General features: G+C 59.3%; 21 protein-coding genes. 6 read left to right on the forward strand and 15 right to left on the reverse strand.

Annotated elements, in window-relative coordinates; all coding sequences use genetic code 11:
- Positions 1–10 precede the first annotated feature (10 nt).
- From MHZ89_RS19470 to MHZ89_RS19490, 5 genes are read right to left on the reverse strand one after another with little or no spacing between them, the layout of a single operon-like run.
- Positions 11–511, reverse strand: coding sequence for a YbaK/EbsC family protein (locus MHZ89_RS19470; protein ID WP_311784334.1), 501 nt, complete (start codon positions 509–511; stop codon positions 11–13).
- A 36-nt stretch (positions 512–547) separates the two neighbouring features.
- Positions 548–1348, reverse strand: coding sequence for a 2OG-Fe(II) oxygenase (locus tag MHZ89_RS19475; protein WP_311784335.1), 801 nt, complete (start codon positions 1346–1348; stop codon positions 548–550).
- Positions 1349–1353: 5 nt separating this feature from the next.
- On the reverse strand, positions 1354–2052 hold the full coding sequence (locus MHZ89_RS19480) for a class II glutamine amidotransferase (RefSeq protein WP_311784383.1): 699 nt from the start codon (positions 2050–2052) through the stop codon (positions 1354–1356).
- Positions 2049–3326 carry an ATP-grasp domain-containing protein gene (locus MHZ89_RS19485; RefSeq protein WP_311784336.1) on the reverse strand — a complete coding sequence of 426 codons (1278 nt, stop codon included), beginning with the start codon at positions 3324–3326 and terminating at the stop codon, positions 2049–2051. The genes MHZ89_RS19480 and MHZ89_RS19485 overlap by 4 nt, the downstream gene beginning before the upstream one ends.
- A gap of 18 nt (positions 3327–3344) precedes the next feature.
- Entirely contained in the window at positions 3345–4811 is a 1467-nt protein-coding gene (locus tag MHZ89_RS19490; RefSeq protein ID WP_311784337.1) for a hypothetical protein, read from the reverse strand.
- Between the two features lie 237 nt (positions 4812–5048).
- On the opposite strand from MHZ89_RS19490, the gene MHZ89_RS19495 reads away from it, so the two are divergent.
- On the forward strand, positions 5049–6503 hold the full coding sequence (locus tag MHZ89_RS19495) for a PLP-dependent aminotransferase family protein (RefSeq protein ID WP_311784338.1): 1455 nt from the start codon (positions 5049–5051) through the stop codon (positions 6501–6503).
- A 36-nt stretch (positions 6504–6539) separates the two neighbouring features.
- On the opposite strand, the gene MHZ89_RS19500 is transcribed toward MHZ89_RS19495, so the two are convergent.
- From MHZ89_RS19500 to MHZ89_RS19540, 9 genes are all read right to left on the reverse strand, one after another.
- Positions 6540–7793: a valine--pyruvate transaminase gene (locus MHZ89_RS19500; protein ID WP_311784339.1), complete on the reverse strand. Its 1254-nt coding sequence runs from the start codon at positions 7791–7793 to the stop codon at positions 6540–6542.
- Positions 7794–7870: 77 nt separating this feature from the next.
- Positions 7871–8842, reverse strand: a complete 972-nt coding sequence (gene ghrB / locus MHZ89_RS19505) for a glyoxylate/hydroxypyruvate reductase GhrB (RefSeq protein WP_311784340.1) — start codon at positions 8840–8842, stop codon at positions 7871–7873.
- A 72-nt stretch (positions 8843–8914) separates the two neighbouring features.
- Complete coding sequence (locus MHZ89_RS19510; RefSeq protein WP_311784341.1) at positions 8915–10195, reverse strand: MFS transporter; 1281 nt, start codon at positions 10193–10195, stop codon at positions 8915–8917.
- Positions 10196–10231: 36 nt separating this feature from the next.
- A complete protein-coding gene (locus MHZ89_RS19515) occupies positions 10232–11185 on the reverse strand; it encodes a sugar kinase (RefSeq protein WP_311784342.1) in 954 nt (317 codons plus the stop codon).
- A gap of 9 nt (positions 11186–11194) precedes the next feature.
- Complete coding sequence (locus MHZ89_RS19520) at positions 11195–11947, reverse strand: sugar phosphate isomerase/epimerase (protein WP_311784343.1); 753 nt, start codon at positions 11945–11947, stop codon at positions 11195–11197.
- Between the two features lie 138 nt (positions 11948–12085).
- Positions 12086–13111, reverse strand: a complete 1026-nt coding sequence (locus MHZ89_RS19525; RefSeq protein WP_311784344.1) for a LacI family DNA-binding transcriptional regulator — start codon at positions 13109–13111, stop codon at positions 12086–12088.
- A gap of 67 nt (positions 13112–13178) precedes the next feature.
- Positions 13179–14165 carry a LacI family DNA-binding transcriptional regulator gene (locus MHZ89_RS19530; RefSeq protein WP_311784345.1) on the reverse strand — a complete coding sequence of 329 codons (987 nt, stop codon included), beginning with the start codon at positions 14163–14165 and terminating at the stop codon, positions 13179–13181.
- Between the two features lie 162 nt (positions 14166–14327).
- Positions 14328–14990 (reverse strand): OmpA family lipoprotein, encoded by a 663-nt coding sequence (locus MHZ89_RS19535; RefSeq protein ID WP_311784346.1) that lies wholly within the window; start codon positions 14988–14990, stop codon positions 14328–14330.
- A gap of 109 nt (positions 14991–15099) precedes the next feature.
- On the reverse strand, positions 15100–15660 hold the full coding sequence (locus MHZ89_RS19540) for a DNA-3-methyladenine glycosylase I (protein WP_311784347.1): 561 nt from the start codon (positions 15658–15660) through the stop codon (positions 15100–15102).
- Positions 15661–15797: 137 nt separating this feature from the next.
- Between MHZ89_RS19540 and MHZ89_RS19545 the strand changes: the two genes are divergently transcribed.
- The 5 genes from MHZ89_RS19545 (at position 15798) to MHZ89_RS19565 (ending at position 19907) form a co-directional block, all read left to right on the forward strand.
- Positions 15798–16487, forward strand: coding sequence for an autotransporter (locus MHZ89_RS19545; protein ID WP_311784348.1), 690 nt, complete (start codon positions 15798–15800; stop codon positions 16485–16487).
- A 77-nt stretch (positions 16488–16564) separates the two neighbouring features.
- Positions 16565–17242 carry a hypothetical protein gene (locus MHZ89_RS19550; protein WP_311784349.1) on the forward strand — a complete coding sequence of 226 codons (678 nt, stop codon included), beginning with the start codon at positions 16565–16567 and terminating at the stop codon, positions 17240–17242.
- Positions 17243–17345: 103 nt separating this feature from the next.
- Positions 17346–17882: a primosomal protein DnaT gene (gene dnaT, locus MHZ89_RS19555; RefSeq protein ID WP_311784350.1), complete on the forward strand. Its 537-nt coding sequence runs from the start codon at positions 17346–17348 to the stop codon at positions 17880–17882.
- Complete coding sequence (gene dnaC / locus MHZ89_RS19560; protein ID WP_120457773.1) at positions 17882–18622, forward strand: DNA replication protein DnaC; 741 nt, start codon at positions 17882–17884, stop codon at positions 18620–18622. Before dnaT ends, dnaC begins: the two co-directional genes overlap by 1 nt.
- 208 nt (positions 18623–18830) lie before the next feature.
- Positions 18831–19907, forward strand: a complete 1077-nt coding sequence (locus MHZ89_RS19565) for an ROK family protein (RefSeq protein WP_311784351.1) — start codon at positions 18831–18833, stop codon at positions 19905–19907.
- Between the two features lie 158 nt (positions 19908–20065).
- On the opposite strand, the gene MHZ89_RS19570 is transcribed toward MHZ89_RS19565, so the two are convergent.
- The gene (locus MHZ89_RS19570) at positions 20066–21682 is read right to left on the reverse strand and encodes a malate:quinone oxidoreductase (protein WP_126690127.1); all 1617 of its coding nucleotides are present in this window, start codon (positions 21680–21682) and stop codon (positions 20066–20068) included.
- Positions 21683–21811 lie beyond the last annotated feature (129 nt).

Consider the following 21811-nt stretch of genomic DNA (forward strand, 5'->3'; position numbering starts at 1 on the left):
TCCTCTGCCGTCAGGCGCTAACCGCTACCGGCGTGGCGATATCGGCATAGCAGGCGTCGCCCACAATACGGTGATAGTCGTCTGCATTAAGGGCGATCGATTTTTCCAGCGCGCCGGCGTTAAACCACAACGTGCCAACGTCGCGCAGACGCGTATCGACGCGCAGCGCCAGCCGGTCATCAAAACTAAACGGCGGCACCGCGCCCATTACGCATTCGGTCAGCGACTGCGCCATCTCAGGCGCAGCGAAGCTCGACTTTTTACCGCCGATGGCGCGCGCCGCGCTTTTGAAATTGATTTTGCAGTCGCCCGGCACGATCGCCAGCAAGAAGCGCGACCCACCCCCTTCCGGCATTGCGACTTCCAGCACCATCGCCTTCGCCGCCTGGTTAAGCGCATTGCCGCGCAGCGCGCTGATGGTGTCGGTCTGGCCGATCGCCTCATGCTCCACTACGCGATAGTCCGCCTTATGCCGATCCAGCAGTTCGGTAATTTTTGAAAAGGTCGTCATCTGTTCTCCTCGTTTTGCAAGGCTGCGCGTCGGGCGTCAGCTCCACGCAATCGCGTGTTTCATTTTTTTATCGGTCAGGCCAAAAAAGAAGCCCATGGTTATGCGGGTATCGCCCTCGACGCGATCGATTTCATGGTAAAAGGCGGGATTAAACAGGTAGATATCGCCGCTGCGCGGCGAGAATTCGCAGGTTTCGCTCTGCGCCACCACGCCGCTCTGGTAGCCCAGCTCGCCTGGCGTTTTGAAACGCTCATCTTCAGGCGCCCACTTTTTATTGAAAATGCGCAGCTCGCCGCCCGCGTTGCACTCCTGCAGGCAGACCACGCAGCTGAGCTGGTGCAGGATCTGCGTCACCGCCAGACCGGTGTCGGCAGCGTCGCGCACGATATTGTCGTTGTGCAGCGGATTGGCGACGCCGTTGGCGTGGAAGCGCACAATCGATCCGGCGTAGTCGCCCAGCTCCGGCTCCTGGGCGGTTTTCAGGCTTTCCAGCTTCAGCGCGTGGCGCACCCACTCATAGATTTGCAGGCGCAGCGCGGCGAGAGAGGGCGGCAGCGCAGGCTCGATGTCGCGCCATTCGGTAAAATAGTTTTCCGGTGCGGCCGTATGTTTCGCCAGATAAGGGCCAAGCGTAGTCAACGCGCCGTTGGGATAGTGTGAAACGCGGATCTTCTCGCGGCAGCGCTGCAAATCTGTTACCACTTCCCGACGATCCTCATCGGTCAGGAAATTGCGTAGCACCAGCAGCGGCACGCGCGCCGTGACAATATCGTCCAGCCAGGTTCGCTCCACATACATGCTGGGATTGATGACGCGTATCTGATTAAAAATGGCCATGATGTTTACTCCCCCAAAGGAATTTCGCGTAGTTCATGGTTAGCCATGCGTCGCCAGCTGGCGGCGTCGCCCAGAGTTGGAACAGGTTCAGATGAAATATAGGTGCAGCGCTCATGCTGCAGTGTGTGCAGCGTAAAATAATGCGGATAGGGTGTATCCTCCGGATGCCACTGCCACGCCCATGCGCGTTCACGCGTGACGAAAATCGCATTGCCCGCGCTGCCGCCCGGCTCGACCTGCGCCAGCTTGTCGCGCAGGTAGTCGCGCGTGAAGTCGGCGGGGGTAATGCGATCCACCAGATATTCCAGATATTCCGCAGAGTCGAAGCGGGACGCCGCCATGCCGAGGCGGGCGTAAACCTTAGGCATAAAGCCGTTATGCATCATGTACCAGCGCGTGCCTGCGCTGTCGCGCAGCAGCGGATGGGAAAACTCCAGCCCCTGATTTGTACTCAGCGTGGCGTGGCGTACATGCACCGCCAGAAAACGCCCCCTGATACGATCGACATCAATATCGGGCAGCGCGTCGGCAAAAGGGCCGCTGCCGCGCAGCGTACGGATCTCACCCTCTTCCAGCCATAAACATCCCCAGCCGTTAGGGTGCTCTTTAATCGGGCCGTCATGACAGGCGGTTTCTCCGCAGCTCATCGCGCGTGCCGCATCCAGTACCTGCGCCGCGTTGAATTCGCCCTGCGCCAGAATCATTCTGCACACAATAAATTTCCTTCTGAGAGTAAAGATGTCGCGCTGACCAGGTTGTTAAAGACGGCAAGAATATCGTCGCGACCGTCGGCAGCCAGGCGCAGCGTGCCGAGAATGCCCGCATGGCGCGTTAAATCGGCATAGAGCGACGAGCGCCGCGAGACCTGCAGGCCGGGAAAGGTCAGCGGCGGCAGCAGCGCGCCCTGTTGATGCTCCGCAATCCAGCTTTCCGCCTGACGGAGCTGGGCAGGCTGGCGCAGGCGCAGCTGGCCAACGGCGCGCGGCGGCGCGGTGAAGCGCAGCGCGGGCATCTCGCCGCCCGCTTCAAGCCGAAACGCGATCTCTACCCAGTTGATGCCGGTCGCTTCTTCCACCAGATTCACAACGCCCATGCCGGAAAGGCGAAAACCCATTTCAAGAAAATGCGGCACGCCATCCACTACGATGAAATCGATATGAAAGGCGCCGAGTCGATAGTCGAAGGTTTCACAGCAGAGCTTCATCAGGCTGGCAAACGCCGGCGGCAGCGGCTCGGCGGCGACGGCGACGTGGCCGGATTCGTAAAAACTGATCCCGCCCTGCGCGTCGCGATGCTGCTCAATCACTTTCTGGCAGCAGGTCAGCGCGTGCGGCTGCCCCTCATGCACCACGCCCTGCAGCGAATATTCATCGCCGTCCAGCCAGCTTTCGACGATAAACCCGCTAAAGCTGCGGCCGCCGTAGTTCATCGTCTCTTCCAGATTCTGCACGATGCCAGCAAGCCGCTCAGGCGACTCCACCAGCCAGATCCCCAGCCCGCCGCCGCTGTCCACCGGCTTGATAACGCAGGGATAGATCAGGGCCTGGTGGGCGTCGAGAATACTGAGCGGCGAGGCGAAAAAACGAAACTCCGGCTGGGGAAAGCGCGGCCAGGCTTTTTTCAGCGCCATCCGCTGGGCATATTTATCCAGCGGGATAAAGGTGCGCGGCGCATCAGGCCCGGCCAGAATTTCCCGCACCCGACCGGCGCTGGCGTTATAAGCCTCAAACCCGGCCAGCACCACGCGCGGATGCTCCATCAGACCGGCGTGCAGACAGGCCTGCAACACATCCCAGGCATTTTCCGGCCGATCGAGGCGAAGGATTAGATCAAACGGCAGCGTCAGGCTGAGCGACTGGTAGTCGATAAAGTCGCTCATCTCCGCCAGTACGGTAAAGTAGCCGTCGCGCTTCGCCACTTCGCAGTAGGGATTCTGGCCGTCGCGCGTGGCGCCTATTTGCAGGAAGACCTTTCTCATCGCTTCGCCTTACCGGGATCAGCGCCCGGAAATCACTTCGGTCACGGTATCCTGCAGGACGCCGTGGTTAACCTGAATTACCGTCTTGTGCGGGTCGAAGCGCAGAACGCGCGACAGCGGATCGGCGCTTTTACCCTCCAGCAGCGAACTCACCTGGCTGCTGCGCCAGCAGTGGCGCATCTGGGTGAGATCCAGGCCAGAGAGCTGGCTTAGCTGCTGCGTCAGCGTTGCGTCGTCGCGCTCGCCGGAGAGCAGCTGGCGAATCGCCTCTTCATCCAGCGCGATCTGCTGCTGCGTCAGCCAGCTGTGCAGCTGGTTGCCCTGGGCGATAAAGGGGGAGTAGATCATGCAAATCAGCTGGGTCTCATCGAGGCCGAACGCCTCAGCGGCGAAGCGCGCCGCGCGCTGGCGCTGCTGTTCGATAGCCTCGTCGTCCTGATAGCGCGCCGCCATCTCGGCGATCAGCGGCTGCGGAAAATCTTTCTGCGCCATCAGCCCCAGCGCAAAGCGCACATATTCGCGGATGCCTTCAGCGTAGCTGCGCTGCAGCAGCGTTTCTGCGCGCAGGCCGCGGATATGCGCCATCAGCGTTGGGTTGCCGCAGTCCGATTCGGAAAAGCTGAACATCAGCGCGTCGAAGCGGAAGCGCATAAAGTCATTGAGCAACGCCCAGTGCGCGCCAGCTTCGTAAGCGGTGTCCTGATAGATATTGAAGAACAGCGGGTTGCGCGTCAGCTGATGCATGATGCGGCGCGCGGGCGTAACGCCCTCTTCGCCGTGAATGGCGGCCGAGTAGCGATCTGCCACGCCGTCGAGCGTCTGCAAAAAGCCGCGAAAGCCCTGATCTTTTTCCGCCGTCGGCGCGTTAAACAGGCGAGAAAGGTGGCGCGCCCAGGCGACATAGGCGGTCTGTTCCTGCGGCGAGTCGCCGGTGATAATCAGATCCACGCCGCCGTTATAGTGCGCCGCCAGGCCGAACGAGTTCACCATGCTGAGGTTGCAGGCGTTGCAGAAGGTCGAGCGCGCGTCGGCGCGAAAGCGGTGGCCGTTCATCAGCACATCGCTGCGGTTTTGCTGGCGCACCGCCTCAGGCAGGGGAAGATGACGTTCAAAAGGGCGGATCTGCTGGCCGTCGACGATCAGGCTCTCTACGAAGGCGTCATGGTGAATAGCCAGCGCGTGATAAACGCGGTCGATATTCTCCATCACGCTGTCGCTCATGGCGGCGTGGCGGTTAGTGCTGATGCGCAGGCGGAAGGTGTCGCCGCGCTGCTGCCAGATTAACCCCTGAATATAACGCACATAGGCCACCATATAGCTGCTGTCTTTACCGCCGCCGTAGGCGAGCAGAATACGGTTGCGCGAGAGATGCTCGCTATCAGGCAGCGCGGCAAGCAGGCGATGAGAGCACCGTTTAGCGGAATCGATGATTGCGGGCGTCAGATAGCCTTCAATTTCTCTCATCATGGTGGACAGATTATTCATTTCTCGCGTTTTCCTTTGGCTGATAAACTCGGTTAACTGCATGTAACCCGGTGATTTCATGTAAAACAGGCCATTAAGCGGTGTAGCAATGAATGCCTGAACTGAGACGGTCGTCAGGGAACCTGGCGCAGAGAACGGAACGGTTTTGCGTCATAAATAATTAAGAGATGCAGCCTAAAGTACTTTGAATGTACTCTCTTGAATACGCACAGATCAGTACGATATGGGGTGGAACAGATGCCCGGTGAAACGGACGAGCAGGAGAGTCAGAACAGTCGTTACCGCCAGATAGCCGAGCAGATCAAGCAGGCTATTCGCAGCGGCTCGCTGCTGCCCGACAGCCGGTTGCCCTCGGTGCGCACCCTGGCTACGCAGTACAGCGTCAGCCTGACAACCGCGCTAAAAACGTTACGCACGCTGGAGGATGAGCGCTTTGCGGTGGCGAAGCCGAAGTCGGGCTTTTTCGTCGCGGCGCGCCTGACCCATAAAGAGGCGCAGCCGTCGCAGTTAGCGCAGCCGCGCCTGGTCGCGCCGCTGGATGAGCAGACGGAGATGCATCTGGCGATCCTCGGCTCGGAGTGTCGCGTCCGTCTCGATCTGGCGAACGGCGACAGCTCGCTCTATCCGGTAAAAAAAATCGGGCTGCTGATGCGCCAGATGGGATACAGCAAACCGGCGCTGCTGGGCACCACGGTTAAAGGCACCGGCTACCTGCCGCTGAAGCATGAGATCGCGCGCCGCGCGGTGGAGTACGGCTGTAATATCAGCGCTGATGATATTCTGATCACCAACGGCTGTATTGAGGCGGTATCGCTGTCGCTGCGGGCTACGCTCAAGCCTGGCGACGTGGTGGCGGTAGAGTCGCCCTGCTACTTTGTACTGCTACAGATGCTGCATAATCTCAACCTGCGCGTCATTGAAGTAGAGGCCGGGCCGGAGGGCTATGTCGACGTCGAAAAACTTACCGCGCTGTTTCGTCGTAAAGCGGTGCAGGCCTTTCTTACCATCAGCAACGTCAACAATCCGCTCGGCAAATCGATTCCCAACGAGCAGAAAGCCTATATTGCCCGTCAGGCCGATGAGAATGACGTGGTTATCGTTGAAGATGATATTTTCGGCGACACCGCCTTTGGCGAACGGCGGCCCTTTCCGATGCGCGCGTTTAGCCCCAACGCCATCCTGTGCAGCGGCTTTTCTAAAACCATCGCGCCCGGCATCCGCATCGGCTGGGTGCACAGCGTCAACTACATGCGCAAAATCGCTTCGCTGAAATATACCTCGACCATGGGCACCTCGACGCTGTCGCAGGCGGCGATTGCCGAACTGCTGCGCAGCGGCGGCTATGACGCCCATCTGCGCAAGCTGCGGCGCGAGCTGGCCGGGCAAATCCAGAAGATGCGGCAGTCGCTGCTGAGCGAATTCCCTGCGGGCACGCGCGTCTCAGAACCAGAAGGGGGCTATGTGTTGTGGGTAGAGATGCCGCATGGGGCGCTGAACGTGCGCGCGCTGTTTCTCAAGGCGCGTAACGCCGGCATTGGCATTGCGCCAGGCCATATTTTCGCTACCGATCACCGCTACGACCACTGCTTCCGGCTTAACGCCGGGTTTGGCTGGAATAAAGAGGTCGAGCAGGCGATCCGCCAGCTGGCGCAGTGGTGTCGGGAGTCGCTGGTGGAAAAGGAAGAGGAGTAAGCTCCGGTCAGGCCGGAGCTTATTCAGGGCAGCCGATTACAGCTGCTCCGCAAACGCCTTTTCTACCTCTTCCGCCAGAATCTGCACCGCGCGCTCGATGTTCTCGGCGTCCGGCACATAGTTCATGCGCATGCACTGGTGCGTGTGCGGCCACGCCTGCTCCAGGCCGGGGAAGAAAAAGTGGCCCGGCACCATTAATACGCCGCGCGCCTTCAGCCGCTGGTAGAGCGCCTCGGTGCTGATCGGCAGATCGCGGAACCAGAGCCAGAGAAAAATCGCGCCTTCCGGTTTATGGATCAGGCAGCGTTCTTCCGACAGATAGCGGCGAAGAATCGCGATCGTCTGCGTCACTTTCGCCTGATAGAAGGGTTTAATCACCTCTTCCGACAGCCGCAGCAGGTCGCCGCGCTGGATCATCTCGGCGGCGATAGCGGGGCCGATGCTGCCGGGCGCCAGGCTGATAATGCCGTTCATATTGCTGATGGCGCTGATAGTCTTTTCGTCAGCGACGATAATGCCGCAGCGCGCGCCGGGCAGACCGAGCTTCGACAGGCTCATGCAGAGAATAATATTGGGATTCCACAGCGGGCGCGCTTCGCTGAAGATAATACCGGGGAAAGGCACGCCGTAGGCGTTGTCGATCAGCAGCGGCACATCATGCTGCTGCGCCAGCGCGTCGAGCTGCATCAGCTCGTCGTCGGTCACTACGTTGCCGGTCGGATTGGTGGGGCGCGACACGCAGATCAGGCCGATGTCGTCATGCATCGGCAGATGTTCAAAATCGACGTGATATTTAAACTGTCCTTCCGGCAGCAGCTCAATATTGGGTTTCGCGGAAACGAACAACCCTTCATCCAGGCCGGCATCGGCGTAACCCAGATATTCAGGCGCCAGCGGAAAGAGCACGCGCTTTTTGCTGCCGTCGGCGCGGCGACCGGCGAACAGATTAAACAGATAGAAAAAGGCGCTCTGGCTGCCGTTGGTCAGGGCGATATTCTGCGCGGTTACCGGCCAGCCTAGTTCGCTGCTGAGCAGCGTCGCCAGCGCATTCAGCAGCGTGGCTTTGCCGCGCGGGCCGTCATAGTTGCAGAGCGCTTCGCTCAGCTTGCCCTCGTCATGCATCTGCTGCAGCAGCTGCTGAAAATAGGCGTTCATCGCCGGGATCTGCGCCGGATTGCCGCCGCCGAGCATAATGGTGCCGGGCGTGCGCAGGCCTGCGCCCATATCTTCCATCAGACGTGAGATGCCGGTGTGCTGGGTAAACTTGTCGCCGAACTGAGAAAAAGCCATATAGAAGTTAAAAACGTGTGACGAATGGGAAAACAACGATAACGCCCGCCAGCGGCGGGCGCAATGGAAAGGGCGGATTACTTAAGCACGTCAGGATTGACGCAGTTCTTTTCCACCTTGCCGGTCAGCGCGGCGATCAGGTTATCTACCGCATCCTGCGCCATACCGTAGCGCGTTTCATGGGTGGCGGAGCCGATGTGCGGCAGCGTTACCACGTTAGGCAGAGAGAAGAGCGGCGATGAAGTCAACGGCTCCTTCTCGAATACGTCCAGGCCCGCCGCGTGGATCGTGCCCTCTTTCAGCGCGGCGATCAGCGCCTCTTCGTCCACCACCGGCCCGCGTCCGGCGTTGATCAGGATGGCGCTCGGCTTCATCAGCTTAAGCTGCGCCGCGCTGATCATATGGTGCGTCTGCTCGGTCAGCGGCAGGCTGATGCAGACAAAATCGCTCTCTTTCAGCAGCGTCTCCAGATCGCAGCGCTGCGCGCTGAAGCGAGACTGCGCCTCTTCATGTTCGCGACGCGCGTTATAAAGCACTTTCATGCCGAAGCCAAAGTGCGCGCGCTGCGCCAGCGCCATACCGATGCGGCCCATGCCGAGAATGCCGAGGGTTTTATGATGCACGTCGACGCCGAATCTGTCCGGCCCGATGCTTTTGTCCCACTGGCCCGATTTTACCCACGCGTCCAGTTCGGTCACGCGGCGCGCGCTGCTTAGCACCAGCGCCATCATGGTGTCGGCTACCGTTTCGGTCAGCACCGTCGGCGTATGCATCAGCAGCACATGGCGTTGATTGAGTGCGTCGACGTCGAAGTTGTCATAACCCACCGATACGGTTGAGCAGGCGCGCAGCTTCGGCATTTTCGCCAGCAGTTCGCCGTCAACCTTGCCGCCAGAGCCGATCAGCCCTTCGGCCTGCGCCAGCGCGTCAGCGTGCTGCTGCTGGCTCTCTGGCGACAGATCGCGGATTTCGGTTACGCTGAAGTGGGCATCGAGTCGGGCGCGCAGGTCGTCCGGCAGGCTTTTATACAGAATCACGGATGGTTTCATCGTTCGCTCCCTGTAAAACGTGTGACGGGCGACACACAGGTCGCCCGGAGAAGAGGGTCAGCGCTTACGCTTTCAGGCGTGTTTCGCACCGTGTAGCGGCGGCGTTTTGTTTTCGGCCGGCTTGACGATCAACGTCAGCCACACCGATACCAGCAGCGCTGCGCCCATAAAGATATAGGAGGCCGCCGGACTGCCCGTCGCTCCATTAAGATAGCCGACAATCCAGGAACCGACGAACGACCCCAGCGCACCCATGCTGTTGATCAACGCCATCGCGCCGCCGGAGACGTTGCGCGGCAGCATTTCCGGGATGATGGCGAAGAAAGGTCCGTAAGGGGCATACATGGCACCGCCTGCAATCACCAGCAGCGTGTAGGAGAGCCAGAAATTGCCGCTGCCCACCAGATATGATCCCAGGAAGGCGAGCGCGCCGATCAGCAGCAGCGGCCAGACGAAGAGCTTGCGGTTCTGCATTTTGTCCGACGCCCAGGAAACCACGATCATCGCAATGGTCGCCGCCAGATAAGGTACGGCTGACAGCCAGCCCGCTTCCACCATGCCCATCTGCGTGCCGTTACGCAGAATTGACGGCAGCCACAGCACGAAGCCGTAGACGCCGATGCTCCAGGCGAAATATTGCATGCAGAGCAGAATAACGTTGCGGTTGCGGAAGGCCTCGCCGTAGTTGCGTACCGCCTTGATATTCTCCTGCTCTTTTTTCAGCTGGGCAGCCAGCGCGGCTTTCTCTTCATCGCTCATCCAGCGCGACTGCTCCGGCTTATCCTGCACCATAAACCACCAGGCGACAGCCCAGATTACGGCCGGGATCCCTTCGAAGATAAACATCTCGCGCCAGCCGAACGCGTTGATCAGGTAGCCGGACACCACCGACATCCAGAGCACCGTGACCGGGTTGCCAAGGATCAGGAAGGTGTTCGCGCGCGAGCGTTCTGATTTGGTGAACCAGTTACTGATATAAATCAGCATGGCGGGCATAACCGCCGCTTCCACCACGCCGAGCGCGAAGCGGATCGCCGCCAGCATGGGGATATTGCTCACTACGCCGGTCAGCGAAGCGCAGACGCCCCACAGCACCAGGCACCAGAAAATCAGTTTTTTCACGCTGCGGCGTTCGGCATAAACCGCGCCGGGGATCTGGAAGAAGAAGTAGCCGAGAAAGAAGAGCGCGCCCAGCAGCGAGGACATGCCTTTGGTAATGCCCAGGTCGTCGTTGATGCCGGCGGCAGAGGCGAAGCTAAAGTTTGCGCGATCCAGGTACGCCAGACTGTAGGTGATAAACACGATGGGCATGATATACCACCAGCGTTTCGGCGCGATTGTCTGCGTTTTCATGGTGTTCTCCTCTGATATTGCGGTTCCGGATGCAGGCTAGTAATCGCCTAACTCGCTGCGTGTCGGCAGCCCTTCGCTGTCGCCGATCACCTGAATCGCCAGCGAACCAATTCTGTTGCCGCGCTTAATCGCCTGCGGCAGCGTTTTACCTTCCAGCAGCGCGCTGATCACGCCGACGGCGAAGCCGTCACCCGCGCCAACGGTGTCCACCACGTTTTCAACGCGGATCGCCTCGACCTGACCCTGCTCGCCCTGCGCGGTTTTATACCAGGCGCCATCGCAGCCGGTTTTAATCACCACCGCTTTCACCCCTTTATCCAGGTAGAAATCGGCGATGGCTTCCGGCTGACGATAACCGGTCAGGATATAGCCCTCTTTTTCGCCCGGCAGCACCCAGTCGGCGTATTCCGCCAGATGGTTAAGCTGCTGACGCATCTCCTCTTCGCTGCGCCACAGTACCGGCCGCAAATTGGGATCGAAAGAGATGGTTTTGCCGCGCGCGCGCATCTCTTTCGCGCTGTGCTTCAGCAGCGCCAGCGAGCTGTCGGAGAGCGCCGCGGCGACGCCGCTGAGATGCAAATGGCGCGCGGCGCCGAAGTAGTCGCTGTTAAAATCGTCAACGGAAAGATGGCTGGCGGCGGAGCCTTTACGAAAATACTCCACCAGCGGATCGGAGCCGTCGTCGACTTTGGATTTCAGCTGAAAACCGGTGGGATAGCGCGCGTCTTTCGTGACCTGACGGTGGTCAACGCCTTCGCTCTCCAGCACCTGGCAAATAAAGCGGCCGAAGCTGTCGTCGCCGACGCGGCTTACCCAGCCGACTTTCAGACCGAGACGCGCCAGCCCGACGGCGACATTAAGCTCTGCGCCCGCTGCGCGCTTGATAAAGGTTTCGGCGGCGGCGAGATCGCCGGTTTCACGAGCCACGAACATCGCCATCGCTTCGCCAATAGTAACGACGTCCAGCGTGCCGTAATTCAGGGTAGTCATCTTCTCTCCTTACCGAGTGCGCAGCAGGGATACATAGTGGCGAGTTACCGCCAGCAGATCCTCGCCTTCCAGCGGGAATTCGATGCCGCGCGGCGCGTCGTCCGGCAGCTGTTGCAGCAGCTGACGCCAGTCATCTTTTTTCGCCTCGTCCAGCGCTACCGCGCGATAGCTGTCGCCATGCGGTTCAGCGGCTTTGACGTGAATATAGCGCACAAAACGACCAAGCATCGCCGCCGCGTCCTGCGCGTTTTCCTGCGTCCAGAGCCAGTTGCCCATATCGAAGGTCATCACCACCGGCAGGCTCTCCCGCTCCGCCGCCTCGAAAAAATGCAGCGTAGGCGCGAGCTTGCCGTTGACGGTTTGATCGTTTTCAACCGCCAACTCAAGCGGATAACGTTCACTGAACGCGCGCAGATCCGCGCCGTACAGTTCGCCGTTAAATCCGCCCAGCGATAGCTTGAGGCGCTGCGCATTCAGCTGCTGAGCTTCTTTAAGGTAGTTCTCCAGCCGGGGATTTAACGCGCCGTCGTCACAAAACAGCGTGTCGGGTACCGAGTAGCTGGCGCGCAGCTGATGTTGCTGAATAGCATGGGCCAGCGCGGGCAGGTTCGCGAGCGTAGCGGCATCGAAGAGTTCGCGGCGGATTTCTACGCCGTCGGCGCCTGCCTGCTGGATCAGCGGCAGCAGCGCTTGCTGACCGCCTAGCGCGGCGACCTGTTGTTGTCCGTAAGCTGCGGTCACCACAACAATTTCAGCGTTCATCGTCACTCCTCAAAAGCGCATTTAGCAAAATTCACAGAGAAAACGTTAATTGGAACCGGTTCCAAAGCAAAGGAGCAGAGGCTGAAACTATGATCGTGCTCACGAAGCGAGCACGAGAATGGAGGAAAGAGAGGAGGATCAGGGAAGCGGCTGGCTGGAGCCGCGCACCACCAGTTCACCGGAAAAAACCTGCTCTCCGGCAGGTCCGGCATTGCCTTCAATGCGGGCGATCAGTCGCTCCAGCGCCGCATAGCCAATTTGCCAGGTAGGCTGCCTGAGCGTAGTGATGCCGACGCCCGCCAGCGCGGCCCACTCCAGCTCGTCGAAGCCGAGCAGCCCGATATTTTCGCCCCAGCGCAGGCCGACGCGCTGCATGGAGCGCGCAACCTGCAGCGTCATCGCGCCGTTCGCCACCATCACCGCCGCGCGTTTTCCGCGCTGACGCTGCGCGTAGTCGAGCAGCAGCGCATCCAGCGCCGCGGGCTGATGCTGTGGCACCTCCGCGTTTTCATGCGCAATCTGCGGCCAGGCGGCGAGCCGCTGGCGGAAAGCCTGCAGGCGTTCGCGGCGTGTGTTGACGCTGCCCAGCGGCTCGCTCAAAAACAGCAGCGCCTCATAGCCGTTGTCGAGCAGATGCTGCGTGGCGATCTCCGCGGCTTCGGCGTTATTCAGGCCGACCACATCGCAGGCGAAGTCGGGTATTTTTCGGTCGATCAGCACCATTGGCAGCAGCGACTGCTGCAGGCGGCTCAGCGCCTCTTCGCGCATGCCGACGGCATTCACCACCACGCCCTCAACCTGATAGCTGCTCAGCAGCTGAAGATAGTGCTGCTCCAGGTCCACTTCATTGTTGGTGTTGCACATCAGCAGCGTAAAGCCGCGTTCGCGGCAGGCGGCTTCAATACCGCACATGACGTCGACCGAATAGGGATTGGTGATATCCGCGATAATCAGCCCAATCAGACGCGTGCGGCCGCGCTTCAGCCCGCGCGCCATCTGGCTGGGACGGTAGTCAAGCTCGGCTATCGCCTGTTCGATACGGGCTTTTAAATCAGCGGAAAGAAGATGCTGCTCGCCATTGAGATAGCGAGAGACGCTGGTTTTACCGGTTCGCGCGCTGCGAGCAACATCGCTGATGGTGGCGCGAGGCGGTCTGTTCTTCATGTCGATACCTGTAAAAAGAGAAACAGGCAGAGACTAGCACAGCCGCTGGCCGTCGCAAAAAGGGCGATCAGCGCGCCGCGCTGTCCAGCCAGGGCTGACGCAGCAGCTGTAGCTGTTCCAGCGGCGCGCCGTTCAGCATCTGCACTACCATATCAGCAAGCTGCTCGCCGGTTTCGCGCTCTGAAGCCTGGCGTATAGCGACGACCGGCGCCTCGACGATCGCTTCACGCGGCAAGCCCTCCCAGGCGTACAGGCGAACCGCCTGAGGGCCGTCAAGCCGGTTCGCCTGCTGCATCGCCAGCGCCGCACCTTCCGCCAGCGCGCTGCTGTCGGCGATAATCGCCTGAAGCGGCTTCTCCTGCGCCAGCCAGGCGGCGCTCTGCAGATAGCCGGCGCGACGCGACGGCGGCACCGCCACCATATCAACAGGCGCGACGGCGCCCATGGCGTCGAGAAAACCCTGGCGGCGGTCGCGGACAAAGGTTGTCGCCTCATCGCTGCCCAGCCAGGCGATACGCGTCAGTCCCTGCTGCAGACAGGCTTCCACCGCCAGGCGCGAGCCGAGGTGATTATCGACGTCAAGCCAGGCGTAGGGCTGCGGCAGGTCGCTACGGCCGAGCGCCAGAAAGCGAAAGTTTTTTTGCTGCAGGCTCAGCAGGCGTTCATCCTGCGGAAGAGTATGAGTGACGATTAGCGCATCCAGCACCCGGCTGCGCAGCAGTCGGGTCAGGGTGCGCGGCCCGTCCTGAGGCTTATCGACCAGCAGCAGCAGATCGATCTCCAGTTGCGCAAGGCGCTGATCGAGCGTCAGCAGCATTTCGCTGAAACGGCAGTCGCTGATGGGTGACGTACTGACGGGAAAAACTAAACCCACCGCATTAGCGCGGCCGGTTTTCAGACGGCGTGCGGCGGCATTGGGACGGTAGCCGCGACGCTGTGCTTCTGCTTCGACACGTTTGCGGGTCTCCTCTGCCACATCCTCATAGCCGTTTAATGCCCGGCTAACCGTGGTGACGGACAACCCTAATTCGCTGGCGATGGCCTTTAGTGACATGCTGGACGACTCGCTGAACACGTTTATTTTCACGCTAACATAAAGTCTGTTTTGGCACTACAGAATGCACGCCAACTGGCCGCTTTTGTCGAAATAAGCGCGTAAAAATGCCAGAAAAATAACAGAGAGAGAAGAAGCGCCCCGCTGCGGGGCGCTTTCGCATCAGCCCGTGGGGCTGAGGGTGATTTCCACGCGGCGGTTTTGCGCTTTGCCTGCCTCGGTGCTGTTGGTAGCGACCGGGTTATCAGGCCCCAGACCCTGCGTGCGCAGACGGCCCGCCGCAACGCCCTGCGTAATCAGCGCGCTGGCGACGCTCTCTGCACGCTGCAGTGAGAGACGCATATTCAGCGCGCGCGAGCCGGTGCTGTCGGTGTAGCCCACCACATTTACCGCGGTTTTTGGATACTCTTTTAGTACCATAGCGACGCCGGTCAGGGTATTGGCGCCCGCCGCTTTCAGGCTGCTGCTGCTGGAGTCGAAGGTGACGTTATTGGGCATATTCAGCACAATGTTGTCGTCCTGGCGCGTCACGCTGACGCCGGTGCCGCGCATTTTTTCACGCAGCTTGGCTTCCTGCATATCCATGTAGTAGCCGATGCCGCCGCCCAGCGCCGCGCCGGACGCTGCACCAATCAGCGCGCCTTTGCCGCGATCTTTTTTCGATGAGGAGAGAACGCCGACGCCGGCGCCCATTAACGCGCCGATTCCCGCGCCGATACCGGATTTACCGGCCTGTGATTCGTTGGTGTATGGATTAACGGTACAACCTGACAGCGCAAGGCTGCCGCTCAGTAACAGGCAAAGCGTAAGTGATTTTTTATACATGCTCATTCCCTAAATCAAATAAAGACCTGACGTCTTTTAAGCGGCGAGATTATGCCGCTTATAATCAGAGAAAGGGTGAGGGAAACTCTTATTTTGCTGAGGTTAAGCGTTAAAGGTTATCAGGATGGCAAAAACAGTCTGTCTGATGATCGCTAATCAGCCCACAGGCCTGCATAAAGGAATAGCAAATTGTCGGGCCGACGAATTTAAAACCACGCTGCTTTAACGCCTTCGACAGCGCTATGGCATGCTCTGTCGTCGTGGGCGCCTCTTTATAATGCGCGAAGTGATGAACAATCTGCTGGTTATCAACAAATCCCCACACGAAACGCGCAAAATCCTCTCCTTTCGCCTCCATTGCCAGATAAGCGCGCGCGTTAGTGATAATGGCGGCGAGTTTACCGCGATGGCGTATCAGCCCGCTGTCTGTCATCAGGCGCGCCAGATCCGCTTCATCCATCAAGGCCACCGCCTCTGGATCGAAAGTGTGAAAAGCACGACGATAGTTTTCGCGTTTTTTCAGTACGGTAATCCAGGAGAGGCCCGCCTGCTGACCCTCCAGACAGAGCATCTCAAACAGCACCTGCTTATCGGTTTGTGCAATGCCCCACTCCCGATCGTGGTAGGCCAGGTAAAGCGGGTCCTGAGTGACCCAGCCGCATCGTTGCATATTCAGTATCCTGAGAGAGAAAATTTTATGACGACGCTTGATCTTACGTTCAGCCGGTTAATAGTTATACAACAGGCGCGATAAAACGGCCCCTTAATAGCGCCGAGTGTTCTCTTCAGCATCGTCTGGAGCTTTTCATGTTGCAGAAAAGTCAGTGTGCCAGCCAGCGCCTTGTGGCGTTGGGGCTGAGTAGTGCGTTGCTTTTTTGTTCTGCAACGCCTCTGTTTGCGTGGAGCAGCGAGACGTTGTCATCAACGGATGACGGCGTGCGCACGCGTCCCGATTACAACACTATCCTTGCTGAAAAGATTTCCCGAAATCACCTGATTGTCGGCAACGACGCCGATATGAATTTCCTGGACGCGGCGCTGAACCCGGCTCAGGGCCCGTTCACGCTGCGCGTCGAGCCTGTGCCGACCGGCAAGCGCTACAGCGCTGGCTGGGATATGCCGCTCGGCGCTTCGCTGACCACCGGACCGGTGGCGCAGTATGCGACAGCGGTCGCGCCGCTCAGCTGCCCGCAGTGCGATTTTAGCCGCGACGCCGTAGCAACGCTGGGCTGGCGCGTTGACTCCCGGCTGGGCTGGATCGCGCCCTACGCGCAGCTTAGCTATAGCTATCAGCCGGGCGAGGGCTTTCCAGGCGAGGCGCGCGATCGGCTGCCGGATGACGCGGCCCCGCGCGAAGAGAGCCGGCTGGACGTCAGCTTCGGCGCCAATATACCAATAAATCATCAGGTTGCAGCGTTCGCGGCTTTTTCGCAAAGCAGCGCGCTTAACAATGGCGATCAGTTGATTTACAGCCTCGGCCTCAGCGCCAGCTTTTAGTTCAGGGGCATAAAATGAGAAAGGGCGAGCAGTCAGCGCCATATAATAAGCGCGCTAATCAAAAAAGTGGTGATAAAATGCGCGAAAAACTCTCAATACTTGGCCGTGAATGCGCGGCTTTTTTATTTGCAACACTCTTCATTGTGCTGATGATGTCGGCTATCTATATCGATGTTAACTGGATGAACAATGCCATGCACGAGACTTCACTGACGGAGACGCTACAGGAGTTTATGCTCGCCTCCATCGCGGTGATGTTCTTCTGGTCGGCGCACCGGCGTCCCGGCCTGCGCGGCGCGCTTATCCTGGTCGGCGGTTTCTACAGCTGTATGTTGATCCGCGAGCTGGACTTTGTGTTCGATATGGTTAAACACGGCAGCTGGATATGGTTCGCGCTGGCGACCACTGCCGCCTGTCTGGCGCTGGCGCTGCGTTCGCCGCGCGGCACGCTGGACGGGCTGGTCGCCTTCATAACGAATCGTTGCTGGCTGATGACCGTCAGCGGCATGCTGGTCGTACTGGTGTTCTCCCGCCTGTTCGGCATGCATCAGCTCTGGCAGCACCTGATGCTGGATGGCTATAACCGCGTGGTAAAAAACATCGCGGAAGAGGGCACCGAGCTGCTGGGCTACAGCCTCTGCTGGCTCGCTTCGGTACGCTATCTGTGGCAAACGCGTCCGGCGCGCGTCAGGGTTGCGGTTGCTGAGCCGCTACAGACGCCGCTTCCCGTCGGGACTGCTTCATCCTCCTCGTAACCTACGCCTTTTTTGGCGATCCAGGACGCTAAAAAAGGTACAATAGAGACTTGTGCGCCGGTGCTCTGCCGGCGCAACGTGCAGGTCAACGTCAGGTTTCATCATGTCAGTCAAAATTCTTACTTCTACGCTTATTGGCCTGGATGCCTTTCGTCAGGATCCGCGCCAGGCGCTGCAGCAGGCGGAAAACGGTACGCTGGCGGTGCTGGATAATTACGTTCCGGCATTTTACGCCGTGACGCCCGAGCGGCTGGCGCATCTGCTGGCGCTGGAGACGGCGGCGCAGCAGCCCAGCGATGTGACGCTGGATGACAGTTTATATGACGACCTGCCAGCCGCCTTGCCGACGCCGGTCGGCAAGTTCGCCATGTATTCAGGCTGGCAGCCCGACGCCGATTTTCAGCGGCAGGCCGCTATCTGGGGCGTGGCGCTGAGCGAGCCGGTAACGCCTGCCGAGCTGGCCGCCTTTGTCGCCTACTGGCAGGCGGAAGGTCGCCTGTTCCACCATGTGCAGTGGCAGCAGAAGCTGGCGCGCAGCGTGCAGATGAACCGCGCTGCCAGCGGCGGCCAGCCAAAACGCGACATTACGCAAATCAGCAATACTGATTACAACATTCCCGATGGGTTCCGAGGTGAGTAATGAAAACGCCGACCGATCTGTTCAGCCGTTTGAAAAAGATGATGCCCGCCAACGTACAGCCGAAGTTCACCAGCGGTGAAGAGCTGCTGGCCTGGAACCAGGAGCAGGGCCGCCTGCGTTCGGAGTCTATCGTGCGTGAAAACCGCGCGATGAAAATGCAGCGCGTAATGGGGCGATCCGGCATTCGCGAGCTGCATATGAACTGCTCGTTCGATAACTATCGCGTCGAGAACGAAGGCCAGCGCAGAGCGCTGACAATGGCGCGTCAGTATGCGGACGATTTTGAGGGCAGCATCGCCAGCTTCGTTTTTTCTGGCCGTCCGGGCACCGGTAAAAACCACCTGGCGGCGGCTATCGGTAACGATCTGATCCTGCGCGGCAAAAGCGTGCTGATCGTCACCGTCGCAGACCTGATGTCCAGCATGAAAGGAACCTTTAGCGGCGGCAGCGACATTACCGAAGAGCGGCTGTTGCAGGATCTCAGCACCGTCGATCTGCTGGTGATTGACGAGATCGGCATGCAGAGCGAATCGCGCTACGAAAAAGTGATTATCAACCAGATCGTCGATCGCCGCTCCTCCTCGAAACGCCCGACCGGTATGCTCTCTAACCTCGATCCCGCAGGCATGAATACCCTGCTGGGCGAACGCGTAATGGACCGCATGCGTCTCGGCAACAGCATGTGGGTACGCTTCGACTGGGAAAGTTACCGCAGCCGCGTGCGCGGCGATGAGTATTAATCTTCTCTTCTCTGTAGAAAACCGGGCGCGACCCGGTTTTTTTACGCCTTTCGCATTGTGCTGCGACTTGTGTGAAACAGCGCGCAAAAGTGCCGGATAAGGCGCGACACGGGCTGTTACACTGAAAGATACGTTGCCTGTCAGATGAGCGCTAAAAAATATGAGTAAAGGCCCTGCACTACTCAGACTTAACAATCAGAAGCGCGTGATGACGCAGCTCCGCCGGTTGCGCGTTACCTCGCGTCAGGATTTAGCCCATATATTGTCGCTCAGCAAAAATACGGTTTCGCTGATCGTGGATGAACTGCTGGAAAAGTCGCTGCTTCGGGAGATAGGGCCGATCAGCGTGGCCGCCGCCGGAAGGCCGAAGATAGAGATCGCTCTCTGTCCGGAAAAGTTGAAAAGCGCAGGCGTCATGGTGGAGCGCAACGCGATTTACTGGCGCGTCTGCGACTACTTTTCGCAGGTGATGGTGGAGCAGACGCGCCGTATCGATACCACGAACCCGAAAAAGCTGCTGGATGAGGTAGCTAACCTGTGCGCCGAACTGGCGGAGAAGCATCCGCAGCTGCTGGGCATCGGGCTGGGCTTTCCCGGCATCGTCGATCCAGAGCGCGGCTGGATGCATCTTTCAACCCAGCTCGGCTGGCAGGATGTCGATCTGCTGACGCCGGTCAGACAAAAGGTGGGTTTGCCGCTGCGCGTGATGAATAACGTCAAGGCGTCGGCGCTGTTGGCGGTTCAGCAGCTTGGGCTAAGAACGGAAAACAGCCACTTCTATTTGCGTATTGCCGAAGGGACAGGCGGCGCGCTGGTGCAGCAGGGCGAGGTAGTGACCGGCCATAGCTGGACCGCGGGCGAGGCGGGGCATCTTAACGTGCAGCCGGACGGCCCGCGCTGTCGCTGCGGACGTCAGGGATGCGTCGAGACGCTGATTAGCAAGCCGGCGATAGAACAGCAGCTGGCGCAGCGCCGCCCTGGTTTAAGCTGGCAGACGCGCCATGAAGCACCAAAGGTCGTGGATGAGGTGATGCAGCAGGCGGGCAGCTTCCTCGCCAGGGCGATTGGCCAGATTATTTTGCTGCTGAACCCGGCCAGCGTCATTATCGATGCGCCCTGGAATACGCACACGCTGTTTTGCGAAACGGTGCGCAAGCGTATCGAATCCAGTACGCCCGCTTTTACCTTCCAGAATACGGCGCTGCATTTTTTGCAGACGCGTCTCGATCCGGCTGTAGGGCTGTCGCTGGCGGTGATAGAGCAGTATGAACAGAGGCTGGACTAGAGGGCAGGAGAGGCTGACTGAAAATCCGGATGCGGGGAGCGATCGCAACGTTACACCGGGCTTCCTTGCCCGCTCGTCCCGCGACTTTTCTGTCGCGGGACGCTTTGCTCTGCGCTCCCCGTCACCCGGGTATCGGCTTTGTCAGCCGTTTGCTACGGTTACTGCGCGGCGGCTACCGGCGTCGCTGCCGGGGCGCTGTTCGCCGCTGGCGTCATCGGCGTGTAGTCGAGCTGCAGTACGCGGCTGGTTTCCGACAGCTCTTTCTCTGTTGCCGCCACGTTGCCGTTCAGCTTCTGGCCGTAAGAAGGGATGATCTCCTTCAGCTTGCTCTGCCAGGCGTCAGACGCCACTTTGTCTTTAAAGACTTTTTCCATCAGCGTCAGCATGATAGGCGCAGCGGTTGACGCGCCCGGCGAAGCGCCCAGCAGCGCGGCGATAGAGCCATCTTTCGATGCGACCACTTCAGTGCCGAGACGCAGCACGCCGCCTTTCTCCGCATCTTTCTTGATGATCTGCACGCGCTGGCCTGCAATCGCCAGACGCCAGTCCTCTTTCTTCGCCTCAGGGAAGTACTCTTTCAGCGCCGCGAAGCGATCGTCGTCCGACAGCATCAGCTGGCCAATCAGGTATTTCACCAGATCGAAGTTATCCAGGCCGACATGCACCATCGGCATGAAGTTGGAGGTCGTGGTCGCGCTGAACATATCCCACAGCGACCCATTTTTCAGGTACTTGGTAGAGAAGGTCGCGAAAGGTCCAAACAGCAGCACGCGCTTGCCGTCCAGCATACGGGTATCAAGGTGCGGCACCGACATCGGCGGCGCGCCAACAGAGGCCTTACCGTACACTTTCGCCAGGTGACGCTGCACCACGGCTGGGTTATCGGTGACGAGGAACTCGCCGCCCACCGGGAAGCCAGCGTAGTTATCCGCTTCCGGAATGCCTGACTTCTGCAGCAGCGGCAGCGCCGCGCCGCCTGCGCCGATAAACACGAACTTCGCGTGCACCACATGCTCGGCGTTGTTGTTGTGCAGATCGGCGATGGTCACGTTCCAGCCGCCATTATCGGCGCGCTTGATATCGCGCACTTCGTGGCCGGTCTCCAGCGAGAAGCGATCGCTTTTCTGCAGCGAAGCCACCAGCTGGCGCGTAATTTCGCCAAAATTCACGTCGGTGCCGATAGGAATACGCGTTGCCGCGACTTTCTGCTTAGGATCGCGGCCTTCCATTACCAGCGGGATCCACTTCTCAATCTGCGCGTGGTCTTCTGAATATTCCATGCCGCGGAACAGCGTGCTTTTCTGCAGCGCTTCATAACGCTTATGCAGGAAGTTGACGTTATCGTCTCCCCATACAAAGCTCATATGTGGCGTGCTGTTAATAAAGCTTTTCGGGTTGGTCAATACGCCGCGATTTACCTGGTAAGTCCAGAACTGGCGGGAAATCTGAAAAGATTCATTAATTTCGACAGCTTTGCTGATATCAATGCTGCCGTCATCTTTTTCCGGGGTGTAGTTCATTTCCGCCAGCGCGGAGTGGCCGGTACCTGCGTTATTCCAGCCGTTGGAGCTCTCTTCAGCGACTTTATCGAGACGCTCAACCATCTCAATATTCCACTGCGGCTCCAGTTCCTGCAAATAGGTTCCCAGTGTGGCACTCATTACGCCGCCGCCAATCAGCATGACGTCGACATTTTTCTGCTCGTCGGCCCAGGCCGCGTGTTGCGCGACCAGCAGCGGCGCGCAGAGAGCCAGAAGTTGTACAATTTTACGCATGAAAAACTTCTCCAACGGCTATCTGTCGATAACCGGCAAGTGACACCGCGCGCCTTCTGCGGAAGCGCTGCGATCTCCATTCAAATTTCAACTCACATCCAGCACAAGCGGTAGTGTGTTAAGTTACAG

Origin of the sequence: Pantoea sp. ACRSB, from assembly GCF_022346905.1 — a bacterium.
Classification (GTDB): domain Bacteria; phylum Pseudomonadota; class Gammaproteobacteria; order Enterobacterales; family Enterobacteriaceae; genus Pantoea; species Pantoea piersonii.